Below are 22,396 nucleotides of genomic sequence, written 5' to 3'. Positions count from 1 at the left end.
CTAAAAAAATAACGTTACCCTTTATCGTTTGGATTGAGGGCTGCTGTCAACCGCTGTTGCACTTCTTGTTGCAGCGCATTATTAAGGGCACGCCGGTCGGCGGTAGCGATTATAAATAAATCTTCTACTCGCTCGCCAATCGTGGTGATCCTCGCCCCGTGGAGCGAAATGCCGAGATCGGCAAATACCTGGCCGACACGCGCCAGCAAACCGGGCTGATCGAGGGCGATCAGCTCAAGGAAGGATTTTCTGTCGGTATGCGTCGGCAGGAAACTGACTTCGGTATCGACGGTAAAATGACGCAGTTTTGCCGGTTTACGGCGCGGTGTTGGCGGCTGCCACGCGCGCTGGGTAATGGCCTGCTCCAGACCATGGCGGATTACCTCATGGCGATCCGCTGAAAGCGGGCTGCCGTCGGGCTCCAGCACGATAAAGGTATCCATCGCCATGCCATCGCGGGTGGTGAAAATCTGCGCGTCATGAACGCTGAGATTACGCCTGTCGAGTTCCGCACAGACGGCGGCGAAGAGGTAAGGGCGGTCAGGGCTCCAGATGAAAATCTCCGTGCCACCGCGTGTCGCCTGTGGGCTGAGCAGAATCAACGGCTGCTTAAGATCGTGCTGCAACAGATGGCGCGCATGCCAGGCGAGTTGGTTTGGCGTGTGGCGCACAAAATAGTTAGCGCGACAGCGCGCCCAAATCTGATGCAACGCCTCTTCGTCAATGTTATCCATCCGCAGCAGCGCCAGCGCCTGCAACTGATGATGACGCACGCGTTCGCGCATATCCGGCATGCTCTGGATGCCTCGGCGGAGCTGTTTCTCCGTCGCGAAATAGAGTTCACGCAGCAGGCTCTGTTTCCAGCTGTTCCACAGCGTTTCGTTGGTGGCGCAGATATCGGCGACGGTCAGGCAGACCAGAAAGCGCAAGCGGTTTTCGGTCTGCACGGCTTCGGCAAATTGTTTAATGACTTCAGGATCCTGAATATCGCGGCGTTGCGCAGTGACCGACATCAACAGGTGATGGCGCACCAGCCAGGCGACAAGCTGGGTTTCGCGGGAGTTGAGACCGTGCAATTCGGCAAATTTCAGCACATCCTGCGCGCCGAGCACGGAATGGTCACCGCCACGCCCTTTGGCGATATCATGGAATAGCGCGGCGATGAGGATCAGTTCCGGGTGATTCAGCCGCGGCCAGAGCTCAACGCACAGTGGGTGCTGCGGACGGGTCTCTTCATGAGCAAAACTTTCCAGTTTCAGCAGGACGCGAATGGTGTGCTCATCGACCGTGTAGGCATGAAACAGATCGAACTGCATTTGTCCGACGATGTGCGACCACTGCGGCATATAGGCCCACAACACGCTGTGGCGGTGCATGGGCAGCAGACCGCGGCGAACCGCGCCGGGGTGACGCAGCATGCTGAGGAAAATCGACCGCGCCTCCGGAATATAACACAGCGGCTGCGCCAGATGACGGCGGGCATGGCGTAAATGGCGCAGTGTGGTGGAGTAGATCCCGGTGATGGTACTGTTACGCACCATGATGTAGAACATGCGTAGGATCGCCTGTGGCTCGCGCATGAACAGCGTTTCGTCACGGAGATCAATGAGCGTGCCACGTAACTGGAAATCGTCATCCAGCGGGCGCGGTTTTTCGTCTTCGGTCAGCGCCAGAATGGCTTCGTCAAACAGCTGGAGCAACATCTGGTTCAGCTCGCCGACGCGACGGGTGACGCGGTAAAAGTCCTTCATCATCTGCTCAACCGGCTCATTGCCTTCGCCATGGTAGTTGAGGCGTTGCGCGACGCTCAACTGGCGGTCAAACAGCAGACGGTTATCGTAGCGATTAAGTTCCAGATGGAGCGCAAAACGAATACGCCACAGCAGATGCAGGCACTCATTCAGTTCGTTGCGTTCGGCCTCTGTCAGAAAGCCGAAACCGACCATTTCATCGAGCGAGGTGGCGCCAAAGTGACGGCGGGCGACCCACTGCAGGGTGTGAATATCCCGTAAGCCGCCAGGGCTGCTTTTGATATCCGGCTCAAGATTATAGCTGGTGCCGTGGTAGCGCTGATGGCGATCATTTTGTTCTTCCACTTTGGCGGCAAAGAATTTCTCAGAGGGCCAGAACCCCTCGCTGAAAATGTGCTTTTGTAGTTCGAGAAACAGCGCGACGTCGCCAATAAGCAGGCGGGTTTCTATCAGATTGGTGGCGACAGTGAGATCGGAAAGCCCTTCCAGCAGGCACTCTTCCAGCGTGCGGACGCTGTGACCGACCTCCAGCTTGACGTCCCATAACAGCGTCAGCAGTTCGCCGATTTTTTGTGCCGCGTCGTCCGGCAGTTTTTTCCGGCTGAGTATCAACAGATCGATATCTGACAACGGGTGCAGTTCGCCGCGCCCGTAGCCGCCCACCGCCACCAGCGCCACATCGCTTATCTCTCCAAAGCCGTAATGCAGCCACAGGCGTTGCAGTAGCTGATCGATAAACACGGTGCGGGCGTTAATCAGTTGTTCGGCGGAAATTCCGCTGTCGAAGGCATCGCCGAGCCAGCGCTGGAAAGTTTCCAGCTGCACTTTGATTGTCGTGCAGTCGAGGAATGTTTCCGGCCACGAAACCGGGTTCGCGGGTTGATCGGGCAAAACAGGCAGTGTGGTGTCAGGTAAAGAAATGTTCATCGCGCCACCCATAAGAGAAAGCTATCACCCATAAAAAAGCCGGCTTTCGCCGGCTCTTCATCATTCGTTGTGCGAGATTATCGCCGGGATGGTGTCATCCTTGCGTAGCGTCAGAATTTCGCAGCCGTTGTCCGTCACCACAATAGTATGCTCATATTGCGCAGACAAGCTTCTGTCTTTGGTTTTCACCGTCCAGCCGTCTTTCATGGTACGGATGCGGTAGTCACCGGCGTTGACCATCGGCTCAATGGTGAAGGTCATGCCCTGTTTCAGTACCACGCCGCCGTCATCAGCGTCATAGTGCAGCACCTGCGGTTCTTCGTGGAAACCGCGGCCAATGCCGTGACCACAGTATTCGCGCACGACGGAGAAACCTTCCGCTTCAACAAATTTCTGAATCGCAGCACCAAGGGAACGCAGGCGAATGCCTGGTTTCACCATTTTCAGCGCGAGATACAGGCTTTCCTGAGTGATACGGCACAGGCGTTCGCCCAAAATCGTCGGCTTACCGACAATAAACATTTTTGAGGTATCGCCGTGGTACTCGTCTTTAATAACGGTCACGTCGATGTTGACGATATCACCATCTTTTAATAGTTTTTCGTCATCCGGAATGCCGTGGCACACCACTTCATTAATAGAAATACACACGGATTTCGGGAAGCCGTGGTAGCCGAGGCAGGCGGAGATCGCATGTTGTTCGTTAACAATATAGTCGTTGCAGATGCGATCCAGCTCGCCAGTGCTTACGCCTGGTTTGATATACGGTTCGATCATTTCCAGCACATCTGCGGCCAGTTTGCCTGCGACGCGCATTTTTTCGATTTCTTCAGGGGTCTTGATTGAGATAGCCATGAATTCTGTCCATCAGGGCCGATTTTTCGGCAATACTAGTCTAAGTGCTGCAATGGTATCAGCCTGGCGTACATCCTGCCAAATTGAGAATCCAGTACCGCACGCAGCGCCAACAATTATTGGTTTCTGACGGCGATTTGTGGTATAAAGCGCGCCGGACTTCCGATCCATTTCAGAAACACAGGCTGGACGGAAGCGATAAATCTCACTTTGTGTAACAACACACACGTATCGGCACATATTCCGGGGTGCCCTTTGGGGTCGGTAATATGGGATACGTGGAGGCATAACCCCAACTTTTATATAGAGGTTTTAAACATGGCAACTGTTTCCATGCGCGACATGCTCAAGGCTGGTGTTCACTTCGGTCACCAGACCCGTTACTGGAACCCGAAAATGAAGCCGTTCATCTTCGGTGCGCGTAACAACGTTCATATCATCAACCTTGAGAAAACTGTACCGATGTTCAATGAAGCGCTGGCTGAACTGAACAAGATCTCTTCTCGCAAAGGTAAAATCCTTTTCGTTGGTACCAAACGCGCTGCAAGCGAAGCGGTGAAAGAAGCTGCTAACAGCTGCGACCAGTTCTTCGTGAACCATCGCTGGCTGGGCGGTATGCTGACTAACTGGAAAACCGTTCGTCAGTCCATCAAACGTCTGAAAGATCTGGAAACTCAGTCTCAGGACGGTACTTTCGAAAAGCTGACCAAAAAAGAAGCGCTGATGCGCACTCGTGAGCTGGACAAGCTGGAAAACAGCCTGGGCGGTATCAAAGACATGGGCGGCCTGCCGGACGCACTGTTCGTTATCGACGCTGACCACGAGCACATCGCTATCAAAGAAGCAAACAACCTGGGTATTCCGGTATTTGCTATCGTTGATACTAACTCTGATCCGGACGGCGTTGATTTCGTTATCCCGGGTAACGACGATGCTATCCGTGCTGTCAGCCTGTACCTGGGCGCAGTTGCTGCGACCATTCGTGAAGGCCGTTCTCAGGATCTGGCTTCTCAGGCGGAAGAAAGCTTCGTAGAAGCTGAATAATAAGGTTCAAGCCCTTATTTAACCAGGTAGTACTGAGTTTGGTTAGGGGCCTTTTTACGGCCCCTTTTTCACTTTTATATCTGTTTGGCCGGGAGCCAGGCAGGTCTCAATCTCCCGAGGATTTTAGAATGGCTGAAATTACCGCTTCCCTGGTAAAAGAGCTGCGCGAACGTACTGGCGCAGGCATGATGGAATGTAAAAAAGCTCTGGTTGAAGCTAACGGCGACATCGAGCTGGCAATCGAGAACATGCGTAAATCCGGCGCTATCAAAGCGGCGAAAAAAGCAGGCAACGTGGCTGCTGACGGCGTGATCCTCACCAAAATCGAAGGCAACTACGGTGTGATTCTGGAAGTAAACTGCCAGACTGACTTCGTTGCGAAAGATGGTGGCTTCCAGGCATTTGCTAACAAAGTTCTGGACGCGGCAACTGCTGGCAAAATCACTGACGTTGAAGTTCTGAAAGCACAGTTCGAAGAAGAGCGTGTTGCCCTGGTTGCTAAAATCGGCGAGAACATCAACATCCGTCGCGTATCTTCCCTGGAAGGCAACGTGCTGGGCAGCTACCTGCACGGCGCGCGTATCGGCGTTCTGGTTGCTGCAACTGGCGCTGACGAAGAACTGGTTAAACAACTGGCAATGCACGTTGCTGCAAGCAAGCCGGAATTCGTTAAGCCGGAAGATGTGTCTGCTGACGTCGTAGAAAAAGAGTACCAGGTTCAGTTGGACATTGCCATGCAGTCTGGTAAGCCGAAAGAAATCGCAGAGAAAATGGTTGAAGGTCGCATGAAGAAATTCACCGGCGAAGTTTCTCTGACTGGTCAGCCTTTCGTTATGGATCCGAGCAAAACAGTTGGTCAGCTGCTGAAAGAGCACAATGCTGACGTGACTGGCTTCATCCGCTTTGAAGTGGGCGAAGGCATTGAGAAAGTTGAGACTGACTTCGCAGCCGAAGTTGCTGCAATGTCCAGACAGTCTTAATCGCTGTAAAAGGAGCCGCCTGAGGGCGGCTCTTCTTTGTACCCATCATGTGAAATTCAGTCAGCTCCGATTGGGTACGACTGTGAAGCAACGCATGATGTCGCCAGATTAAAACCATCCCATTCGTGACAGTCTCAGGAAAGAAACATGGCTACCAACGCAAAACCCGTCTACAAACGTATTCTGCTTAAGCTGAGTGGCGAAGCGCTGCAGGGCTCAGAAGGCTTCGGCATTGATGCAAGCATTCTCGACCGTATGGCGCAGGAAATTAAGGAACTGGTTGAACTGGGTATCCAGGTCGGAGTGGTGATTGGTGGCGGTAACTTATTCCGCGGCGCAGGGCTTGCGAAAGCGGGTATGAACCGCGTGGTGGGCGATCACATGGGTATGCTGGCGACGGTAATGAACGGTCTGGCAATGCGTGACGCACTGCATCGCGCCTATGTGAATGCTCGTCTGATGTCAGCGATTCCGCTGAATGGCGTGTGTGATAACTACAGCTGGGCGGAAGCCATCAGCCTGCTGCGCAACAACCGTGTGGTGATCCTCTCTGCAGGGACAGGCAACCCGTTCTTCACGACTGATTCCGCTGCTTGCCTGCGCGGTATCGAGATTGAAGCGGATGTAGTGCTTAAAGCCACCAAAGTGGACGGTGTCTTTTCCGCTGATCCAATGAAGGATCCGACAGCGACGCTGTACGATCAGCTCACCTATCAGGATGTGCTGGAAAAAGAATTAAAAGTCATGGATCTGGCTGCCTTTACGCTGGCTCGTGACCATAACCTGCCGATTCGCGTTTTCAACATGAACAAACCTGGCGCACTGCGTCGCGTGGTGATGGGCGAAAAAGAAGGCACTTTAATCACGGAATAATTTCCGTCGCGGCCAAATACGGGTAAGATTCCGCTTTAACATTGGCGGGTTATTTACCCGGTGGCATGATTTAAACGAGACTATACTTAGCACACTTTATTCTTCGCGGTGTGACTGTCTGGTCTGACTGAGACAAGTTTTCAAGGATTCGTAACGTGATTAGCGATATCAGAAAAGATGCTGAAGTACGCATGGAAAAATGCGTAGAAGCGTTCAAAAACCAAATCAGCAAAATTCGCACGGGCCGTGCTTCTCCCAGCCTGCTGGATGGCATTGTCGTCGAATATTACGGCACCCCAACGCCGCTGCGTCAGTTGGCCAGCGTTACCGTAGAAGATACCCGCACGCTGAAAATCAACGTGTTCGATCGTTCTATGGGGCCGGCGGTTGAGAAAGCCATCATGGCGTCCGATCTGGGTCTGAACCCAAGTTCTGCGGGTAGCGACATCCGTGTTCCACTGCCGCCGCTGACCGAAGAACGTCGTAAAGATCTGATCAAAGTCGTGCGTGGCGAAGCAGAGCAGGGCCGTGTGGCCGTGCGTAACGTGCGCCGTGATGCGAACGACAAAGTAAAAGCGCTGTTGAAAGACAAAGAGATCAGCGAAGATGATGATCGCCGTTCTCAGGATGACGTGCAGAAACTGACTGACGTGGCTATCAAGAAAATTGATACCGCGCTGGCAGAAAAAGAAGCAGAACTGATGCAGTTCTGATTTGCGCGGATAGCCGACAACGCCGTACAGGAGGCTTATAGCTTTGCTGGCGGCGTTTTGCTTTTTATACCTCTTTTAAAATTCTTCGGATCTTTCATGAAGCAATTAACCGTTCTTGGCTCCACGGGCTCAATTGGCTGTAACACACTGGATGTGGTGCGTCATAACCGTGACCGTTTCGCCGTTACCGCGCTGGTCGCCGGGAAAAACGTTGACCGGATGGTCGAGCAATGCCTGGAATTTACGCCGCGCTTTGCCGTGATGGATGATGATGAGAGTGCGAAAGCGCTGAAAATGGCATTAAGGCAGCACGGCAGCCGAACGGAAGTCATGAGCGGACAACAGGCGGCAAGCGACATCGCTGCGCTGGACGATGTCGACCAGGTGATGGCGGCGATTGTCGGCGCGGCAGGGCTGGTGCCAACGCTTGCCGCAATCCACGCCGGGAAGACGGTGCTACTGGCCAATAAAGAAGCGCTGGTCACTTGCGGGCGTTTGTTTATGGACGCCGTTAAACGCAGTGGCGCGCAGTTATTGCCGGTGGACAGTGAGCATAACGCGATTTTTCAGAGTTTGCCGGAAACAATTCAGCAGAACCTGGGATACGCTGACCTGGAGCAGAATGGCGTTTCATCGATTCTGCTTACCGGGTCTGGTGGCCCGTTTCGTGAAACTGCGCTGTCTGAACTGGCGGCAATGACGCCGGATCAGGCATGTAAACATCCGAACTGGTCGATGGGGCGAAAAATCTCCGTTGATTCGGCCACCATGATGAACAAAGGTCTGGAATATATCGAAGCCCGCTGGCTGTTTAATGCGTCAGCTGCGCAGATGGAAGTCCTGCTGCATCCGCAATCGGTGATTCACTCGATGGTGCGTTATCTGGATGGCAGCGTACTGGCACAATTGGGAGAGCCGGATATGCGTACGCCGATCGCCCACACGATGGGATGGCCCACACGCGTCGTTTCCGGTGCCAAACCGCTGGATTTCTGCTCGCTGGGAACATTAAGCTTTGCCGCGCCTGATTATGAACGCTATCCGTGCCTGAAACTGGCGATGGACGCATTTGAGAATGGTCAGGCGGCCACCACGACGCTGAACGCGGCGAATGAGGTTACCGTTGCCGCGTTTCTTGCAGGACACATTCGCTTTACCGATATCGCCGCGTTAAATTTATCGGTACTGGAGATGATGTCGATGGCAGAACCGCAAAGTATTGATGAAGTGCTTGCGGTGGATGCTGGCGCGCGTGAGATGGCGCAAAAACAAGTGATGCGTTTCGCAAGCTGATGATAATCCGCCTGTGTTGAGTCGCGGCATTTGTTAGCGCAGGGCTTCGGTGATATAGTCTGCGCCACCCTGTCGTAGCGATTTGATCGTTTGCGGGCGGGTGAGCCGTGATTTTCCACGGCTTTTTTTGCGTAAAGCTTTAGACTGTATCCCGTGTTTGACCCTGGGTCGACGCGAAGCCAGCAGCGCAGTGATGGGCTGTCAGGGGCGGGTATTCCGTAGTACCGCTAATTCCTTTTCATGGATCATTAACGCGTTATGTTGTCTGCGAATCAACCAATCAGCGAAAAATTGCCCGCGCATGGCTGTCATCATGTGGCGATAATCATGGACGGCAATGGGCGCTGGGCGAAGCGACAAGGGAAGATACGAGCCTTTGGTCATAAAGCAGGGGCGAAATCCGTTCGTCGCGCGGTCTCTTTTGCCGCAAATAATGGTATCAGCGCGTTAACGCTTTACGCATTCAGTAGCGAAAACTGGAACCGGCCAGCGCAGGAAGTCAGCGCATTGATGGAGTTGTTCGTCTGGGCGCTGGATAGCGAGGTTAAAAGTCTGAATCGCCACAATGTGCGTTTACGCATTATTGGCGATACCAGCCGCTTCAATGCGCGTTTGCAGGAGCGAATTCGTAAAGCCGAAGCATTGACGCAGAATAATACAGGGTTAACACTCAATATTGCGGCAAATTACGGCGGTCGTTGGGATATTATTCAGGGAGTTCAGCACCTGGCTGAACAGGTTCAGGAAGGCGCGTTACGCCCCGATCAAATCACTGAAGATTTGCTGAGTCAGCAAATCTGCATGCACGAGCTGGCTCCCGTAGATTTAGTTATTAGGACAGGGGGAGAACATCGCATCAGTAATTTTCTGCTCTGGCAAATTGCCTATGCGGAACTTTATTTCACCGATGTTCTTTGGCCCGATTTCGATGAACAAGACTTTGAAGGGGCGTTGCATGCCTTTGCCAATCGTGAGCGTCGTTTCGGCGGCACCGAGCCAGGTGGCGAAAATGCCTGATGGGGGTCGCTTTTGCTGAAGTATCGCCTGATTTCTGCTTTCGTTTTAATTCCCGTTGTCATCGCGGCATTGTTCCTTTTGCCGCCGTTGGGGTTCGCCATTGTCACGCTTGTCGTCTGTATGCTGGCGGCGTGGGAATGGGGTCAGTTAAGCGGTTTCACGTCTCGCACACAGCGAGTCTGGCTGGCGGTGCTTTGCGGCCTGTTGCTGGTGGTTATGCTGTTCTCGCTGCCGGAATATCATCAAAACATCCATCTGCCGTTGATTGAAGGCTCGCTCTGGGCCTCGCTCGGGTGGTGGATAGTCGCGTTGCTGCTGGTGTTGACTTACCCCGGTTCGGCGGCGGTGTGGCGCAATTCTAAAACGTTGCGTCTGATTTTTGGTTTACTGACCATCGTGCCTTTTTTCTGGGGCATGGTGGCGTTGCGCGCCTGGCACTATGAAGTGAATCACTACAGCGGCGCGCTGTGGCTCCTCTATATCATGGTGCTGGTATGGGGCGCGGATTCCGGCGCTTACATGTTCGGAAAACTGTTCGGCAAGCATAAACTGGCGCCGAAAGTCTCTCCGGGGAAAACATGGCAAGGATTTATCGGCGGGTTATTCACCGCGGCGATTATCTCCTGGGTGTATGGCATGTGGGCAAATCTGGAAGTGGCTCCGGTCACCTTGTTACTCTGTTCCGTTGTGGCGGCGTTAGCGTCCGTCCTCGGGGATCTCACCGAGAGTATGTTCAAGCGGGAAGCGGGAATCAAAGACAGCGGTCATATGATTCCAGGGCACGGCGGTATTCTGGATCGCATTGACAGCCTGACGGCGGCTGTTCCGGTCTTCGCCTGTCTGTTATTGTTAGTTTTCAGGACGATTTAACGGAAGGTTTTATGCTGAGCATTCTCTGGAATTTGGCTGCGTTTATTATTGCGCTGGGTGTGCTGATCACCGTGCATGAGTTTGGCCATTTCTGGGTTGCTCGCCGTTGCGGTATCCGTGTCGAGCGTTTTTCCATCGGTTTTGGTAAGGCGCTGTGGCGTCGTACCGATAAGCGCGGCACCGAATTTGTGGTCGCCATGATCCCGCTTGGCGGTTACGTCAAAATGCTCGATGAGCGCGTTGAACCGGTTACGCCGGAGATGCGCCATTACGCGTTCAACAATAAAACAGTGGGGCAACGCGCCGCTGTCATCGCCGCCGGACCGGTGGCAAATTTCCTCTTTGCTATTTTCGCCTACTGGCTGGTGTTCATCATTGGCGTGCCGGGTATTCGGCCTGTGGTTGGTGAAATAACGCCCAATTCGATTGCCGCAGAAGCACAAATTGCACCTGGTACGGAACTTAAAGCCGTTGACGGTATCGAAACGCCTGATTGGGATGCAGTGCGTCTGGCGCTGGTCGCAAAAATTGGTGATTCTCAGACGACAATCACGGTTGCCCCTTTCGGAAGTCCCCAGCGCCAGGATAAAATCCTTGATCTCCGGCACTGGGCTTTTGAGCCAGATAAAGAGGATCCGGTCACCGCGCTGGGTATCCATCCCCGGAGCGCGCAAATCGAGACTGTTCTGGCGGAGGTTCAGCCTGGTTCCGCGGCAAGCAAAGCAGGTTTGCAAGCGGGCGACAGGATCGTTAAAGTCGGTGGTCAGCCACTGACGCGATGGTTGACGTTTGTTACGCTGGTGCGTGACAACCCTGGTAAGCCACTGGCACTCGAGATTGAACGGCAGGGCAGTGCCTTGTCATTAACATTGATACCCGATACAAAACGCGGTAGTGATGTGGCTCAGGGGTTTGCAGGAGTGGTGCCAAAAGTCACGCCGCTGCCCGATGAGTTTAAGACAGTTCGGCAATATGGACCGTTTGACGCGATCGTTCAGGCCACGGATAAAACCTGGCAGTTGATGACGCTAACGGTTCGTATGTTAGGAAAATTGATAACCGGTGACGTAAAACTGAACAACCTCAGTGGGCCGATTTCTATCGCTCAGGGGGCTGGGATGTCAGCGGAGTTTGGGTTGATTTACTATCTGATGTTTCTTGCGCTCATCAGTGTGAATCTCGGCATTATCAACCTGTTCCCGCTGCCCGTACTCGATGGGGGTCATCTGCTCTTTTTAGCGATTGAAAAGCTAAAAGGCGGGCCGGTATCCGAGCGAGTTCAAGACTTTAGTTATCGCATTGGCTCAATTCTGCTGGTGCTGTTAATGGGGCTTGCACTTTTCAATGATTTCTCTCGGCTCTAAGAGAGATGGTTAGGAAGAACGCATAATAACGATGGCGATGAAAAAGTTGCTTATAGCGTCGCTGCTGTTTAGCAGCGCGACCGTATACGGTGCTGACGGGTTCGTAGTGAAGGACATTCATTTCGAAGGCTTGCAGCGAGTCGCCGTTGGTGCGGCCCTTCTGAGTATGCCTGTGCGACCGGGCGATACGGTGACTGATGACGACATCAGTAACACCATTCGCGCGCTGTTCGCGACCGGAAACTTTGAGGACGTACGCGTTCTGCGGGATGGTGATACGCTGCTGGTTCAGGTAAAAGAGCGTCCCACTATTGCCAGCATCACTTTCTCCGGCAACAAGTCGGTGAAAGATGACATGCTGAAGCAGAACCTGGAAGCCTCCGGTGTTCGCGTTGGCGAATCGCTGGACCGCACAACCCTTTCCGACATCGAGAAGGGGCTGGAAGACTTTTACTATAGCGTAGGTAAATACAGCGCCAGCGTTAAAGCGGTGGTCACGCCACTGCCACGCAACCGCGTTGATCTCAAGCTGGTCTTCCAGGAAGGCGTCTCCGCTACCATCCAACAGATCAACATCGTGGGTAACCACGCGTTTACCACTGACGAACTGATCTCCAGCTTCCAGCTGCGTGATGAAGTGCCGTGGTGGAACGTGGTAGGCGATCGTAAATATCAGAAACAGAAACTGGCGGGCGACCTCGAAACCCTGCGTAGTTACTATCTGGATCGCGGTTATGCGCGCTTTAACATTGATTCGACGCAGGTCAGCCTGACGCCGGACAAAAAAGGCATTTACATTACTGTCAATATCACTGAAGGCGACCAGTACAAACTGTCTGGCGTTGAAGTGAGCGGTAACCTCGCGGGGCACTCCGCCGAGATCGAAAGCCTGACCAAAGTTGAGCCGGGTGAGCTCTACAATGGGACCAAAGTGACCAAAATGGAAGATGACATCAAAAAACTTCTCGGTCGCTATGGTTACGCCTATCCGCGCGTGCAGTCTCAGCCTGAAATCAACGACGCCGACAAAACCGTTAAGCTGCATGTGAATGTCGATGCCGGCAACCGTTACTACGTGCGTAAAATCCGCTTTGAAGGGAACGACACCTCCAAAGATTCCGTTCTGCGTCGCGAAATGCGCCAGATGGAAGGCGCGTGGCTCGGCAGCGATCTCGTTGACCAGGGGAAAGAGCGTCTGAACCGTCTTGGCTACTTCGAAACTGTAGACGTGGATACCCAGCGTGTTTCAGGGAATCCGGATCAGGTCGATGTGGTTTACAAGGTGAAAGAGCGTAACACCGGTAGCTTCAACTTCGGCGTGGGTTACGGTACAGAAAGCGGTGTTAGCTTCCAGGTCGGCGTGCAGCAGGATAACTGGTTAGGTACCGGTTACTCGGTTGGTATCAACGGCACCAAGAACGATTATCAGACCTATTCCGAATTTTCTGTGACCAACCCATATTTTACGGTTGATGGTGTGAGCCTCGGTGGTCGAATCTTCTACAATGATTTTAAAGCGGATGATGCTGACCTCTCCTCATACACCAATAAGAGTTACGGTGTAGACGGAACGCTCGGCTTCCCGATTAACGAATACAACACGCTGCGCGCCGGTTTAGGCTACGTCCATAACGACCTGTCTAACATGGAACCGCAGGTGGCGATGAACCGTTATCTGACCTCTATCGGCCAGACTGCCAGCACCACGCAGGATGACAACGGTTTCTCGGCAGATGACTTCACCTTTAACTACGGTTGGACGTACAACAACCTCGACCGCGGGTTCTTCCCGACGAAAGGTAACCGCGTCAACCTGAACGGTAAAGTGACGGTCCCGGGTTCAGATAACGAGTTCTACAAAATGACGCTGGACACCGCGTCCTACTTCCCGATCGATGACGATCACAAGTGGGTGGTGTTGGGTCGTACCCGTTGGGGTTATGGTGATGGTCTGAGCGGCAAAGAGATGCCGTTCTATGAAAACTTCTATGCCGGTGGCTCCAGCACCGTTCGTGGTTTCCAGTCGAATAACATCGGCCCGAAAGCCGCGTACTATGGCGCACCAGGACTGGATGAATGTGATCAGAGCTCAGGTATTTGTAAGTCTGATGATGCAGTCGGTGGTAACGCCATGGGCGTCGCCAGTGTGGAGCTGATTGTTCCAACACCGTTTGTCAGCGATAAGTACGCGAACTCGATTCGTACTTCCTTCTTCTGGGATGCGGGCTCGGTGTGGGATACCCATTGGGAGAACACAGCGGCAACGCGTGCAGCAGGTATTCCGGATTATAGCGATCCGAGTAATATCCGTATGTCAGCCGGTATCGCATTACAATGGATGTCTCCATTGGGGCCGTTGGTCTTCTCCTACGCCCAGCCGTTCAAGAAATACGACGGAGACAAAGCAGAGCAGTTCCAGTTTAACATTGGTAAAACCTGGTAATTGTTCGGTGCAAAGGAATGCATTTGCAGTGTAGCGATGACTCAGGCGAACACTTCGGTGGTCGCCAGGCCACGCAAAAGACGGTACCTCAGGGTACATATGGGATGGTAAGGAGTTAATTGTGAAAAAGTGGTTATTAGCTGCAGGTCTCGGTTTAGCAATGGCAACTTCTGCTCAGGCAGCTGACAAAATTGCGATTGTTAACATGGGTAGTCTGTTCCAGCAGGTTGCACAGAAAACAGGCGTTTCTGCAACGCTGGAAAACGAGTTCAAAGGCCGTGCCGGCGAACTGCAGCGTCAGGAATCCGATCTGCAATCTAAAATGCAGCGTTTGCAGCGCGATGGTTCTACCATGAAGGCCAGCGACCGTAGCAAACTGGAAAAAGACATCATGTCTCAGCGTCAGACCTTCTCTCAGAAAGCGCAGGCTTTTGAGCAGGATCGTGCGCGTCGCTCTAACGAAGAGCGCGGTAAACTGGTCACCCGTATCCAGACTGCCGTGAAGAAAGTGGCTGACGATCAAAGTATCGACCTCGTTGTTGACGCGAACACCGTCGCTTACAACAGCAGCGATATCAAAGATATCACCGCTGATGTACTGAAACAGGTTAAATAAGTAATGCCTTCAATTCGACTGGCTGATTTAGCTCAGCAGTTGGATGCAGAATTACACGGTGATGGCGAGCTCGTCATCACCGGCGTTGCGTCCATGCAATCTGCTAAAGCAGGTCACATTTCGTTCATGGTGAATCCTAAATACCGTGAACACCTGGCGCTTTGCCAGGCCTCTGCGATCGTGATGACGCAGGACGATCTTCCTTTTGCCAAAAGCGCAGCGCTGGTAGTGAAGAATCCCTACCTGACCTATGCTCGTATGGCACAAATTCTTGATACCACGCCGCAACCTGCACAGAATATCGCCCCCAGTGCCGTGATCGACGCGACGGCGACGCTTGGCAACAACGTCTCAGTTGGGGCGAACGCGGTGATTGAATCCGGCGTCGTACTTGGCGATAACGTCGTCATCGGCGCGGGTTGCTTCGTGGGTAAAAACACAAAGATCGGTGCGGGTTCCCGTCTGTGGGCCAACGTTACCGTTTACCACGAGATTGAAATCGGCGAAAATTGCCTGATCCAGTCCAGCACAGTCATTGGTGCCGACGGATTCGGTTATGCCAATGATCGCGGTAACTGGGTTAAGATCCCGCAACTCGGTCGCGTCATCATCGGCGATCGCGTTGAAATTGGCGCCTGTACCACAATCGACCGTGGGGCACTGGATGACACGGTGATCGGCAACGGGGTTATCATTGATAACCAGTGCCAGATTGCACACAACGTGGTTATTGGCGACAATACCGCGGTTGCTGGTGGCGTTATCATGGCAGGCAGCCTGAAAATTGGCCGTTACTGCATGATTGGCGGCGCCAGCGTGATTAACGGGCATATGGAAATTTGCGACAAGGTTACGGTCACCGGAATGGGCATGGTGATGCGTCCGATTACCGAGCCTGGCATCTATTCCTCCGGTATTCCGTTGCAACCGAACAAAGTGTGGCGCAAAACGGCAGCCCTGGTGATGAACATTGATGATATGAATAAGCGTCTTAAGAGTATTGAGCGCAAGGTCAATCAACAAGACTAAAAATTCATCATTCAGACCTGCATTTCCCGGCCTGTCGGCATTCCTGAGATTGCGGCAGGCCGTGTTATTATTGCCATTCAGTATATTTTTGACAGGAAGAGTATTTTGACTACTGACACTCATACTCTGCACATTGAAGAGATTTTAGAGCTTCTGCCGCACCGCTACCCGTTCTTACTGGTCGATCGCGTGCTGGATTTTGAAGAAGGTCATTTTCTGCGCGCAGTGAAAAATGTTTCTGTAAACGAACCGTTTTTCCAGGGACACTTCCCTGGTAAGCCGATTTTTCCAGGCGTGCTGATCCTGGAAGCGATGGCGCAGGCCACCGGCATTCTGGCGTTCAAAAGTGTAGGCAAACTGGAACCTGGCGAGCTGTATTATTTCGCCGGTATCGATGAAGCCCGCTTTAAGCGTCCGGTTGTGCCGGGCGATCAAATGATCATGGAAGTGACCTTTGAAAAAACCCGTCGTGGCCTCACCCGCTTCAAGGGCGTTGCCCTGGTTGACGGTAAAGTGGTCTGCGAAGCGACTATGATGTGTGCGCGTAGCCGGGAGGCCTGATACGTGATTGATAAAACCGCCTTTATTCATCCAACCGCCATTGTGGAAGAGGGTGCCGTCATTGGTGCCAGTGCCCATATTGGTCCGTTTTGTATTGTTGGCCCGAATGTTGAAATCGGCGAGGGCACCGTACTGAAATCTCATGTCGTCGTTAACGGTCATACTAAGATCGGTAATGACAACGTGATCTATCAGTTCGCTTCCATCGGGGAAGTTAACCAGGATCTGAAATATGCTGGTGAACCGACGCGTGTGGAAATCGGCGACCGTAACCGCATCCGCGAAAGCGTGACCATTCATCGCGGCACAGTACAGGGCGGCGGATTGACGAAGGTGGGCAGCGATAACCTGCTGATGGTCAACGCGCATGTGGCGCATGACTGCACCGTGGGGAATCGCTGCATTCTCGCCAACAATGCCACACTGGCGGGACACGTATCGATTGATGATTTCGCGATTATCGGTGGTATGACGGCCATCCATCAGTTCTGCATCATTGGAGCGCATGTGATGGTTGGCGGCTGTTCTGGCGTTGCTCAGGATGTACCGCCGTATGTTATTGCGCAGGGCAACCACGCCACACCTTTCGGTGTCAACATCGAAGGGCTGAAGCGTCGCGGCTTTAGCCGTGAGGCGATTACGGCGATCCGTAACGCGTACAAACAGCTGTACCGTAGCGGTAAAACGCTGGAAGAAGCCAAACCAGAGATTGAAGCCCTGGCCGAACAGTATTCGGAAGTCAAAGCGTTCACTGAGTTCTTCGAACGCTCGACCCGTGGACTGATTCGTTAATGGCGGAACAGCGTCCTCTGACAATTGCCCTGGTCGCCGGAGAAACCTCCGGCGATATTCTCGGTGCAGGTCTTATCCGCGCACTGAAAGCGCGGGTTCCCAACGCACGCTTTGTCGGTGTAGCGGGTCCGTTGATGCAGGCGGAAGGTTGTGAAGCCTGGTATGAAATGGAAGAGCTGGCGGTGATGGGCGTTGTCGAGGTGCTGGGCCGTCTGCGTCGTTTGCTGCATATCCGCGCCGATCTCACTCAGCGCTTTACCGAACTCAGACCCGATGTTTTCGTAGGTATTGATGCGCCTGATTTTAACATTACCCTTGAAGGTAACCTGAAAAAGCAGGGGATCAAAACCATTCATTACGTCAGCCCGTCCGTGTGGGCCTGGCGACAAAAACGTGTTTTCAAAATCGGCAGATCCACCAACCTGGTGCTCGCTTTCCTGCCTTTCGAAAAAGCGTTTTATGACCGTTTCAATGTTCCGTGTCGGTTTATCGGCCACACCATGGCTGACGCCATGCCACTGGATCCCGATAAAAACGCGGCGCGTGATGTACTGGGTATCCCGCACGATGCCCATTGTCTCGCGTTACTGCCTGGCAGCCGCGGCGCAGAAGTGGAAATGCTCAGCGCAGATTTCCTGAAAACGGCGCAGATCTTGCGTAATCATTATCCCGATCTTGAAGTCGTGGTGCCGCTGGTTAATGCGAAGCGTCGTGAACAGTTTGAACGGATTAAAGCTGAGGTCGCCCCTGATCTCCGCGTGCATTTGCTTGACGGCAAAGGGCGCGAGGCGATGGTCGCCAGTGATGCGGCATTGCTCGCTTCCGGCACGGCGGCACTGGAATGTATGCTGGCAAAATGCCCGATGGTCGTGGGCTATCGCATGAAACCGTTTACGTTCTGGCTGGCGAAGCGTTTAGTGAAAACAGACTACGTTTCGCTGCCGAATCTGCTTGCCGGGCGTGAACTGGTGAAAGAGCTGTTGCAGGACGACTGTCAGCCGCAGGCGCTGGCCGACGCGCTGATGCCGTTGCTGGCCAACGGCAAAACCAGCCATGAAATGCATGACACTTTCCGAGAACTGCATCAGCAAATCCGCTGCAATGCGGATGAGCAGGCCGCCGATGCGGTACTGGAGTTAGCACAATGATGGAATTTATCTATCCACACACGCACCTGGTGGCGGGTGTGGATGAAGTTGGTCGTGGCCCGTTGGTGGGCGCGGTTGTGACAGCGGCGGTGATCCTTGATCCCGCGCGCCCGATCACAGGCCTCAACGACTCCAAAAAACTCTCTGAAAAGCGCCGTCTCGCGCTGTTTGACGAAATCACTGAAAAAGCTCTGTGCTGGAGTCTTGGCCGTGCAGAGCCGCATGAGATCGATGAACTGAATATTTTGCACGCCACGATGCTGGCGATGCAGCGCGCTGTCGCCGGGTTAACGATTGCACCTGAATATGTATTGATCGACGGTAACCGCTGCCCGGCGCTGTCCATGCCGTCAATGGCGGTAGTCAAAGGTGACAGCCGGGTACAGGAAATCAGCGCCGCGTCGATTCTGGCGAAAGTGACGCGTGATGCGGAAATGACGGCGCTGGATCTCAACTTTCCCCAGTATGGCTTTGCACAGCATAAAGGGTATCCTACCGCTTTCCACCTGGAGAAGCTGGCCGAACACGGTGCGACCGAGCACCATCGACGCAGTTTTGCCCCGGTAAAACGTGCGCTGGGTCTGGTGTCCTGACCGGGCGCGATTAAGCAACGCGGAATCTGAAGATGGCTGAACCACGTTTCGTACACCTGCGGGTGCACAGTGACTACTCCATGATCGATGGGCTGGCGAAGACCGGGCCGCTGGTGAAAAAGGCGGCCTCGCTCGGCATGCCTGCGCTGGCGATCACCGATTTCACCAACCTGTGCGGGCTGGTGAAGTTCTACGGAGCGGGGCACGGTGCCGGCATGAAGCCGATCGTCGGCGCTGATTTTCACGTCCAGAGTGAGCTGCTGGGCGACGAACTGACTGAACTGACGGTGCTGGCCGCCAATAACACGGGTTACCAGAACCTGACGCTACTGATTTCCCGGGCTTACCAGCGCGGTTATGGCGCGCAGGGACCGTGGATCGACCGTGACTGGCTGGTCGAGCATAACGACGGGCTGATTTTACTTTCAGGCGCGCGGATGGGCGACGTGGGTCGTAGCCTGCTGCGCGGTAATATGGTGCTGGTTGATCAGTGCGTATCGTTTTATGAAGAACACTTTCCTGATCGTTACTACCTTGAACTGATTCGCACCGGTCGTGCTGACGAAGAAAACTACCTGCACGCAGCGGTAAACCTCGCTGAAGAGCGCGGACTGCCGGTAGTGGCGACGAATGACGTACGGTTTATTGATGCCGGTGATTTTGACGCCCATGAAATTCGCGTCGCGATCCACGACGGCTTTACGCTTGACGATCCCAAACGCCCCCGCAACTACTCCGCACAACAGTACATGCGTACTGAAGAAGAGATGTGTGAGCTGTTCGCAGACATTCCTGAAGCGCTGGAAAACAGCGTTGAGATCGCTAAACGCTGCAACGTGACCGTGCGTTTAGGCGAATACTTCCTGCCGCAGTTCCCGACCGGTGAAATGACCACTGAAGATTTCCTGGTCGCCAAATCGAAAGAAGGTCTGGAAGAGCGTCTTGAATTTCTTTTCCCTGACCCGGAAGAGCGCGTAAAACGCCGTCCGGAATATGATAAGCGTCTGGATGTCGAACTCCAGGTGATCAACCAGATGGGGTTCCCCGGCTACTTCCTCATCGTGATGGAGTTTATCCAGTGGTCGAAGGATAACGGTGTGCCGGTTGGGCCAGGGCGAGGTTCTGGCGCGGGTTCGCTGGTGGCCTACGCGCTGAAAATTACCGATCTTGACCCTCTCGAGTTCGATCTGCTGTTCGAACGTTTCCTTAACCCGGAACGTGTCTCTATGCCTGACTTTGACGTCGACTTCTGCATGGAGAAACGTGACCAGGTCATCGAGCACGTGGCCGACATGTACGGCCGCGACGCGGTCTCCCAGATTATTACCTTCGGTACGATGGCGGCGAAAGCGGTTATTCGTGACGTGGGCCGTGTGCTGGGGCACCCGTATGGTTTCGTCGATCGCATCTCTAAACTGGTGCCACCCGACCCGGGCATGACGCTGGCGAAAGCGTTTGAAGCCGAGCCGCAACTGCCGGAGATCTATGAGGCAGACGAAGAGGTCAAAGCGCTGATCGACATGGCGCGTAAGCTGGAAGGTGTCACGCGTAACGCCGGTAAACACGCCGGTGGTGTGGTGATCGCGCCGACCAAAATCACCGATTTCGCCCCGTTGTACTGCGATGAAGCCGGTCAGCATCCGGTGACCCAGTTTGATAAAAATGACGTAGAGTATGCCGGGCTGGTCAAATTCGACTTCCTCGGTCTGCGTACGCTCACCATCATCAACTGGGCGCTGGAGATGATCAACGCCCGTCGTGAGAAAAACGGCGAGCCGCCGCTCGATATCGCCGCCATTCCGCTGGATGACAAGAAAAGTTTCGACATGCTGCAGCGCTCGGAAACTACAGCGGTATTCCAGCTTGAATCTCGCGGCATGAAAGACCTGATCAAGCGTCTGCAGCCTGACTGCTTCGAAGATATGATCGCGCTGGTAGCTCTGTTCCGTCCGGGACCGTTGCAGTCGGGGATGGTAGATAACTTTATCGACCGTAAGCATGGGCGCGAAGAGATATCCTACCCGGATGTTCAGTGGCAGCACGAGAGCCTGAAACCGGTGCTGGAGCCGACTTACGGCATTATCTTGTATCAGGAACAGGTAATGCAGATTGCCCAGGTGCTTTCCGGCTATACGCTGGGTGGTGCGGATATGCTGCGTCGTGCGATGGGTAAGAAGAAACCAGAAGAGATGGCTAAGCAGCGCGGCACCTTTGAAGAAGGGGCAAAGAAAAACGGCGTTGATGGCGAACTGGCGATGAAAATCTTCGACCTGGTGGAGAAATTCGCCGGTTATGGATTTAACAAATCTCACTCCGCCGCCTATGCGCTGGTCTCCTACCAGACGCTGTGGCTGAAGGCGCACTATCCGGCCGAGTTTATGGCGGCAGTTATGACCGCCGATATGGACAACACCGAGAAAGTCGTGGGGCTGGTGGATGAGTGCTGGCGGATGGGGCTTAAGATCCTGCCGCCGGATATCAACTCTGGCCTGTACCATTTCCACGTCAATGACGACGGTGAAATCGTCTATGGCATTGGGGCGATTAAAGGCGTCGGCGAAGGTCCGATCGAAGCGATCCTCGAAGCGCGTAACGAAGGCGGTTACTTCCGCGAGCTGTTTGATCTCTGCGCCCGCACCGACACCAAAAAACTCAACCGCCGTGTGCTGGAAAAACTGATCATGTCCGGGGCGTTTGACCGGCTCGGCCCGCACCGCGCGGCGTTGATGAATTCGCTCAGCGATGCGTTGAAAGCAGCTGATCAACACGCCAAAGCCGAGGCTATCGGCCAGGCGGATATGTTTGGTGTGCTGGCGGAAGAGCCTGAGCAGATTGAGCAATCCTATGCCAGTTGTCAGCCCTGGCCGGAGCAAATCGTACTGGATGGCGAGCGTGAAACGTTAGGGCTGTACCTGACAGGCCACCCGATCACCCAGTATCTGAAAGAAATTGAGCGCTATGTCGGAGGTTATCGGCTGAAAGACATGCATCCGACCGAACGTGGTAAAGTCACCACGGCGGCGGGGCTCGTGATTGCCGCGAGGGTCATGGTCACCAAACGCGGCAATCGTATCGGCATCTGTACGCTGGATGACCGTTCCGGGCGGCTTGAAGTGATGTTGTTCACGGACGCCCTGGATAAATACCAGCATTTGCTGGAAAAAGACCGCATACTTATCGTCAGCGGACAGGTCAGCTTTGATGACTTCAGCGGGGGGCTTAAAATGACCGCCCGCGAAGTGATGGACATTGACGAAGCCCGGGAAAAATATGCACGCGGGCTTGCTATCTCGCTGACGGACAGGCAAATTGATGACCAGCTTTTAAACCGTCTCCGCCAGTCTCTGGAACCCCACCGTTCGGGGACCATTCCAGTGCATCTCTACTATCAGAGAGCGGATGCACGCGCGCGGTTGCGTTTTGGCGCAACCTGGCGTGTCTCTCCGAGCGATCGTTTACTCAACGATCTGCGTGGCCTTATCGGCCCGGAGCAGGTGGAACTGGAGTTTGACTAATACAGGAATACT

18 protein-coding genes are annotated in these 22,396 nt (G+C 53.8%); 16 read left to right on the top strand and 2 right to left on the bottom strand.

Annotation, left to right across the window (positions count from 1 at the left end; all coding sequences use genetic code 11):
- Nucleotides 1–14: 14 nt before the first annotated feature.
- Complete coding sequence (glnD, locus tag GTGU_RS07745) at nt 15–2,678, bottom strand: bifunctional uridylyltransferase/uridylyl-removing protein GlnD (RefSeq protein WP_038155546.1); 2,664 nt, start codon at nt 2,676–2,678, stop codon at nt 15–17.
- A 60-nt stretch (nt 2,679–2,738) separates the two neighbouring features.
- Nucleotides 2,739–3,533, bottom strand: a complete 795-nt coding sequence (gene map / locus GTGU_RS07740; protein ID WP_038155544.1) for a type I methionyl aminopeptidase — start codon at nt 3,531–3,533, stop codon at nt 2,739–2,741.
- A 318-nt stretch (nt 3,534–3,851) separates the two neighbouring features.
- Here map and rpsB point away from each other — a divergent pair, with 318 nt between their 5' ends.
- From rpsB to dnaE, 16 genes are all read left to right on the top strand, one after another.
- Nucleotides 3,852–4,577 (top strand): 30S ribosomal protein S2, encoded by a 726-nt coding sequence (gene rpsB / locus GTGU_RS07735; protein WP_038155542.1) that lies wholly within the window; start codon nt 3,852–3,854, stop codon nt 4,575–4,577.
- A 128-nt stretch (nt 4,578–4,705) separates the two neighbouring features.
- Nucleotides 4,706–5,557: a translation elongation factor Ts gene (gene tsf, locus GTGU_RS07730; protein WP_038155540.1), complete on the top strand. Its 852-nt coding sequence runs from the start codon at nt 4,706–4,708 to the stop codon at nt 5,555–5,557.
- 147 nt (nt 5,558–5,704) lie between these two features.
- Complete coding sequence (pyrH, locus tag GTGU_RS07725; protein WP_038155539.1) at nt 5,705–6,430, top strand: UMP kinase; 726 nt, start codon at nt 5,705–5,707, stop codon at nt 6,428–6,430.
- A gap of 155 nt (nt 6,431–6,585) precedes the next feature.
- Nucleotides 6,586–7,143, top strand: a complete 558-nt coding sequence (frr, locus tag GTGU_RS07720; protein WP_038155538.1) for a ribosome recycling factor — start codon at nt 6,586–6,588, stop codon at nt 7,141–7,143.
- Between the two features lie 96 nt (nt 7,144–7,239).
- Nucleotides 7,240–8,436 (top strand): 1-deoxy-D-xylulose-5-phosphate reductoisomerase, encoded by a 1,197-nt coding sequence (ispC, locus tag GTGU_RS07715; RefSeq protein ID WP_038155532.1) that lies wholly within the window; start codon nt 7,240–7,242, stop codon nt 8,434–8,436.
- A gap of 258 nt (nt 8,437–8,694) precedes the next feature.
- Complete coding sequence (ispU, locus tag GTGU_RS07710) at nt 8,695–9,453, top strand: (2E,6E)-farnesyl-diphosphate-specific ditrans,polycis-undecaprenyl-diphosphate synthase (RefSeq protein WP_038155531.1); 759 nt, start codon at nt 8,695–8,697, stop codon at nt 9,451–9,453.
- 12 nt (nt 9,454–9,465) lie between these two features.
- Nucleotides 9,466–10,323, top strand: a complete 858-nt coding sequence (gene cdsA / locus GTGU_RS07705) for a phosphatidate cytidylyltransferase (protein WP_038155530.1) — start codon at nt 9,466–9,468, stop codon at nt 10,321–10,323.
- 11 nt (nt 10,324–10,334) lie between these two features.
- A complete protein-coding gene (gene rseP / locus GTGU_RS07700) occupies nt 10,335–11,687 on the top strand; it encodes a sigma E protease regulator RseP (RefSeq protein ID WP_038155529.1) in 1,353 nt (450 codons plus the stop codon).
- A 31-nt stretch (nt 11,688–11,718) separates the two neighbouring features.
- A complete protein-coding gene (gene bamA / locus GTGU_RS07695) occupies nt 11,719–14,130 on the top strand; it encodes an outer membrane protein assembly factor BamA (RefSeq protein ID WP_038155528.1) in 2,412 nt (803 codons plus the stop codon).
- A 121-nt stretch (nt 14,131–14,251) separates the two neighbouring features.
- On the top strand, nt 14,252–14,746 hold the full coding sequence (gene skp / locus GTGU_RS07690) for a molecular chaperone Skp (RefSeq protein ID WP_038155526.1): 495 nt from the start codon (nt 14,252–14,254) through the stop codon (nt 14,744–14,746).
- Nucleotides 14,747–14,749: 3 nt separating this feature from the next.
- On the top strand, nt 14,750–15,775 hold the full coding sequence (gene lpxD, locus GTGU_RS07685; RefSeq protein WP_038155524.1) for a UDP-3-O-(3-hydroxymyristoyl)glucosamine N-acyltransferase: 1,026 nt from the start codon (nt 14,750–14,752) through the stop codon (nt 15,773–15,775).
- Between the two features lie 105 nt (nt 15,776–15,880).
- Nucleotides 15,881–16,336 carry a 3-hydroxyacyl-ACP dehydratase FabZ gene (gene fabZ / locus GTGU_RS07680; RefSeq protein WP_038155523.1) on the top strand — a complete coding sequence of 152 codons (456 nt, stop codon included), beginning with the start codon at nt 15,881–15,883 and terminating at the stop codon, nt 16,334–16,336.
- Between the two features lie 3 nt (nt 16,337–16,339).
- Complete coding sequence (gene lpxA, locus GTGU_RS07675) at nt 16,340–17,128, top strand: acyl-ACP--UDP-N-acetylglucosamine O-acyltransferase (RefSeq protein WP_038155521.1); 789 nt, start codon at nt 16,340–16,342, stop codon at nt 17,126–17,128.
- Nucleotides 17,128–18,276, top strand: coding sequence for a lipid-A-disaccharide synthase (lpxB, locus tag GTGU_RS07670; RefSeq protein WP_038155519.1), 1,149 nt, complete (start codon nt 17,128–17,130; stop codon nt 18,274–18,276). The genes lpxA and lpxB overlap by 1 nt, the downstream gene beginning before the upstream one ends.
- Nucleotides 18,273–18,869 (top strand): ribonuclease HII, encoded by a 597-nt coding sequence (gene rnhB, locus GTGU_RS07665; RefSeq protein ID WP_038155517.1) that lies wholly within the window; start codon nt 18,273–18,275, stop codon nt 18,867–18,869. The genes lpxB and rnhB overlap by 4 nt, the downstream gene beginning before the upstream one ends.
- A gap of 32 nt (nt 18,870–18,901) precedes the next feature.
- Nucleotides 18,902–22,384 carry a DNA polymerase III subunit alpha gene (gene dnaE, locus GTGU_RS07660; protein WP_038155515.1) on the top strand — a complete coding sequence of 1,161 codons (3,483 nt, stop codon included), beginning with the start codon at nt 18,902–18,904 and terminating at the stop codon, nt 22,382–22,384.
- The last annotated feature ends 12 nt before the right edge of the window (nt 22,385–22,396 follow it).

The organism is Trabulsiella guamensis ATCC 49490, assembly GCF_000734965.1.
In the GTDB taxonomy this organism is placed as follows: Bacteria; Pseudomonadota; Gammaproteobacteria; order Enterobacterales; family Enterobacteriaceae; genus Trabulsiella; species Trabulsiella guamensis.
This window is presented reverse-complemented; position numbering and strand designations above follow the sequence as displayed.

Coding starts and splice junctions, on each gene's coding strand:
- glnD (WP_038155546.1), bottom strand. CDS start 2,678: ATGAACATTTCTTTACCTGACACCACACTGCCTGTTTTGCCCGATCAA.
- map (WP_038155544.1), bottom strand. CDS start 3,533: ATGGCTATCTCAATCAAGACCCCTGAAGAAATCGAAAAAATGCGCGTC.
- rpsB (WP_038155542.1), top strand. CDS start 3,852: ATGGCAACTGTTTCCATGCGCGACATGCTCAAGGCTGGTGTTCACTTC.
- tsf (WP_038155540.1), top strand. CDS start 4,706: ATGGCTGAAATTACCGCTTCCCTGGTAAAAGAGCTGCGCGAACGTACT.
- pyrH (WP_038155539.1), top strand. CDS start 5,705: ATGGCTACCAACGCAAAACCCGTCTACAAACGTATTCTGCTTAAGCTG.
- ispC (WP_038155532.1), top strand. CDS start 7,240: ATGAAGCAATTAACCGTTCTTGGCTCCACGGGCTCAATTGGCTGTAAC.
- ispU (WP_038155531.1), top strand. CDS start 8,695: ATGTTGTCTGCGAATCAACCAATCAGCGAAAAATTGCCCGCGCATGGC.
- rseP (WP_038155529.1), top strand. CDS start 10,335: ATGCTGAGCATTCTCTGGAATTTGGCTGCGTTTATTATTGCGCTGGGT.
- bamA (WP_038155528.1), top strand. CDS start 11,719: ATGGCGATGAAAAAGTTGCTTATAGCGTCGCTGCTGTTTAGCAGCGCG.
- lpxD (WP_038155524.1), top strand. CDS start 14,750: ATGCCTTCAATTCGACTGGCTGATTTAGCTCAGCAGTTGGATGCAGAA.
- lpxB (WP_038155519.1), top strand. CDS start 17,128: ATGGCGGAACAGCGTCCTCTGACAATTGCCCTGGTCGCCGGAGAAACC.
- rnhB (WP_038155517.1), top strand. CDS start 18,273: ATGATGGAATTTATCTATCCACACACGCACCTGGTGGCGGGTGTGGAT.
- dnaE (WP_038155515.1), top strand. CDS start 18,902: ATGGCTGAACCACGTTTCGTACACCTGCGGGTGCACAGTGACTACTCC.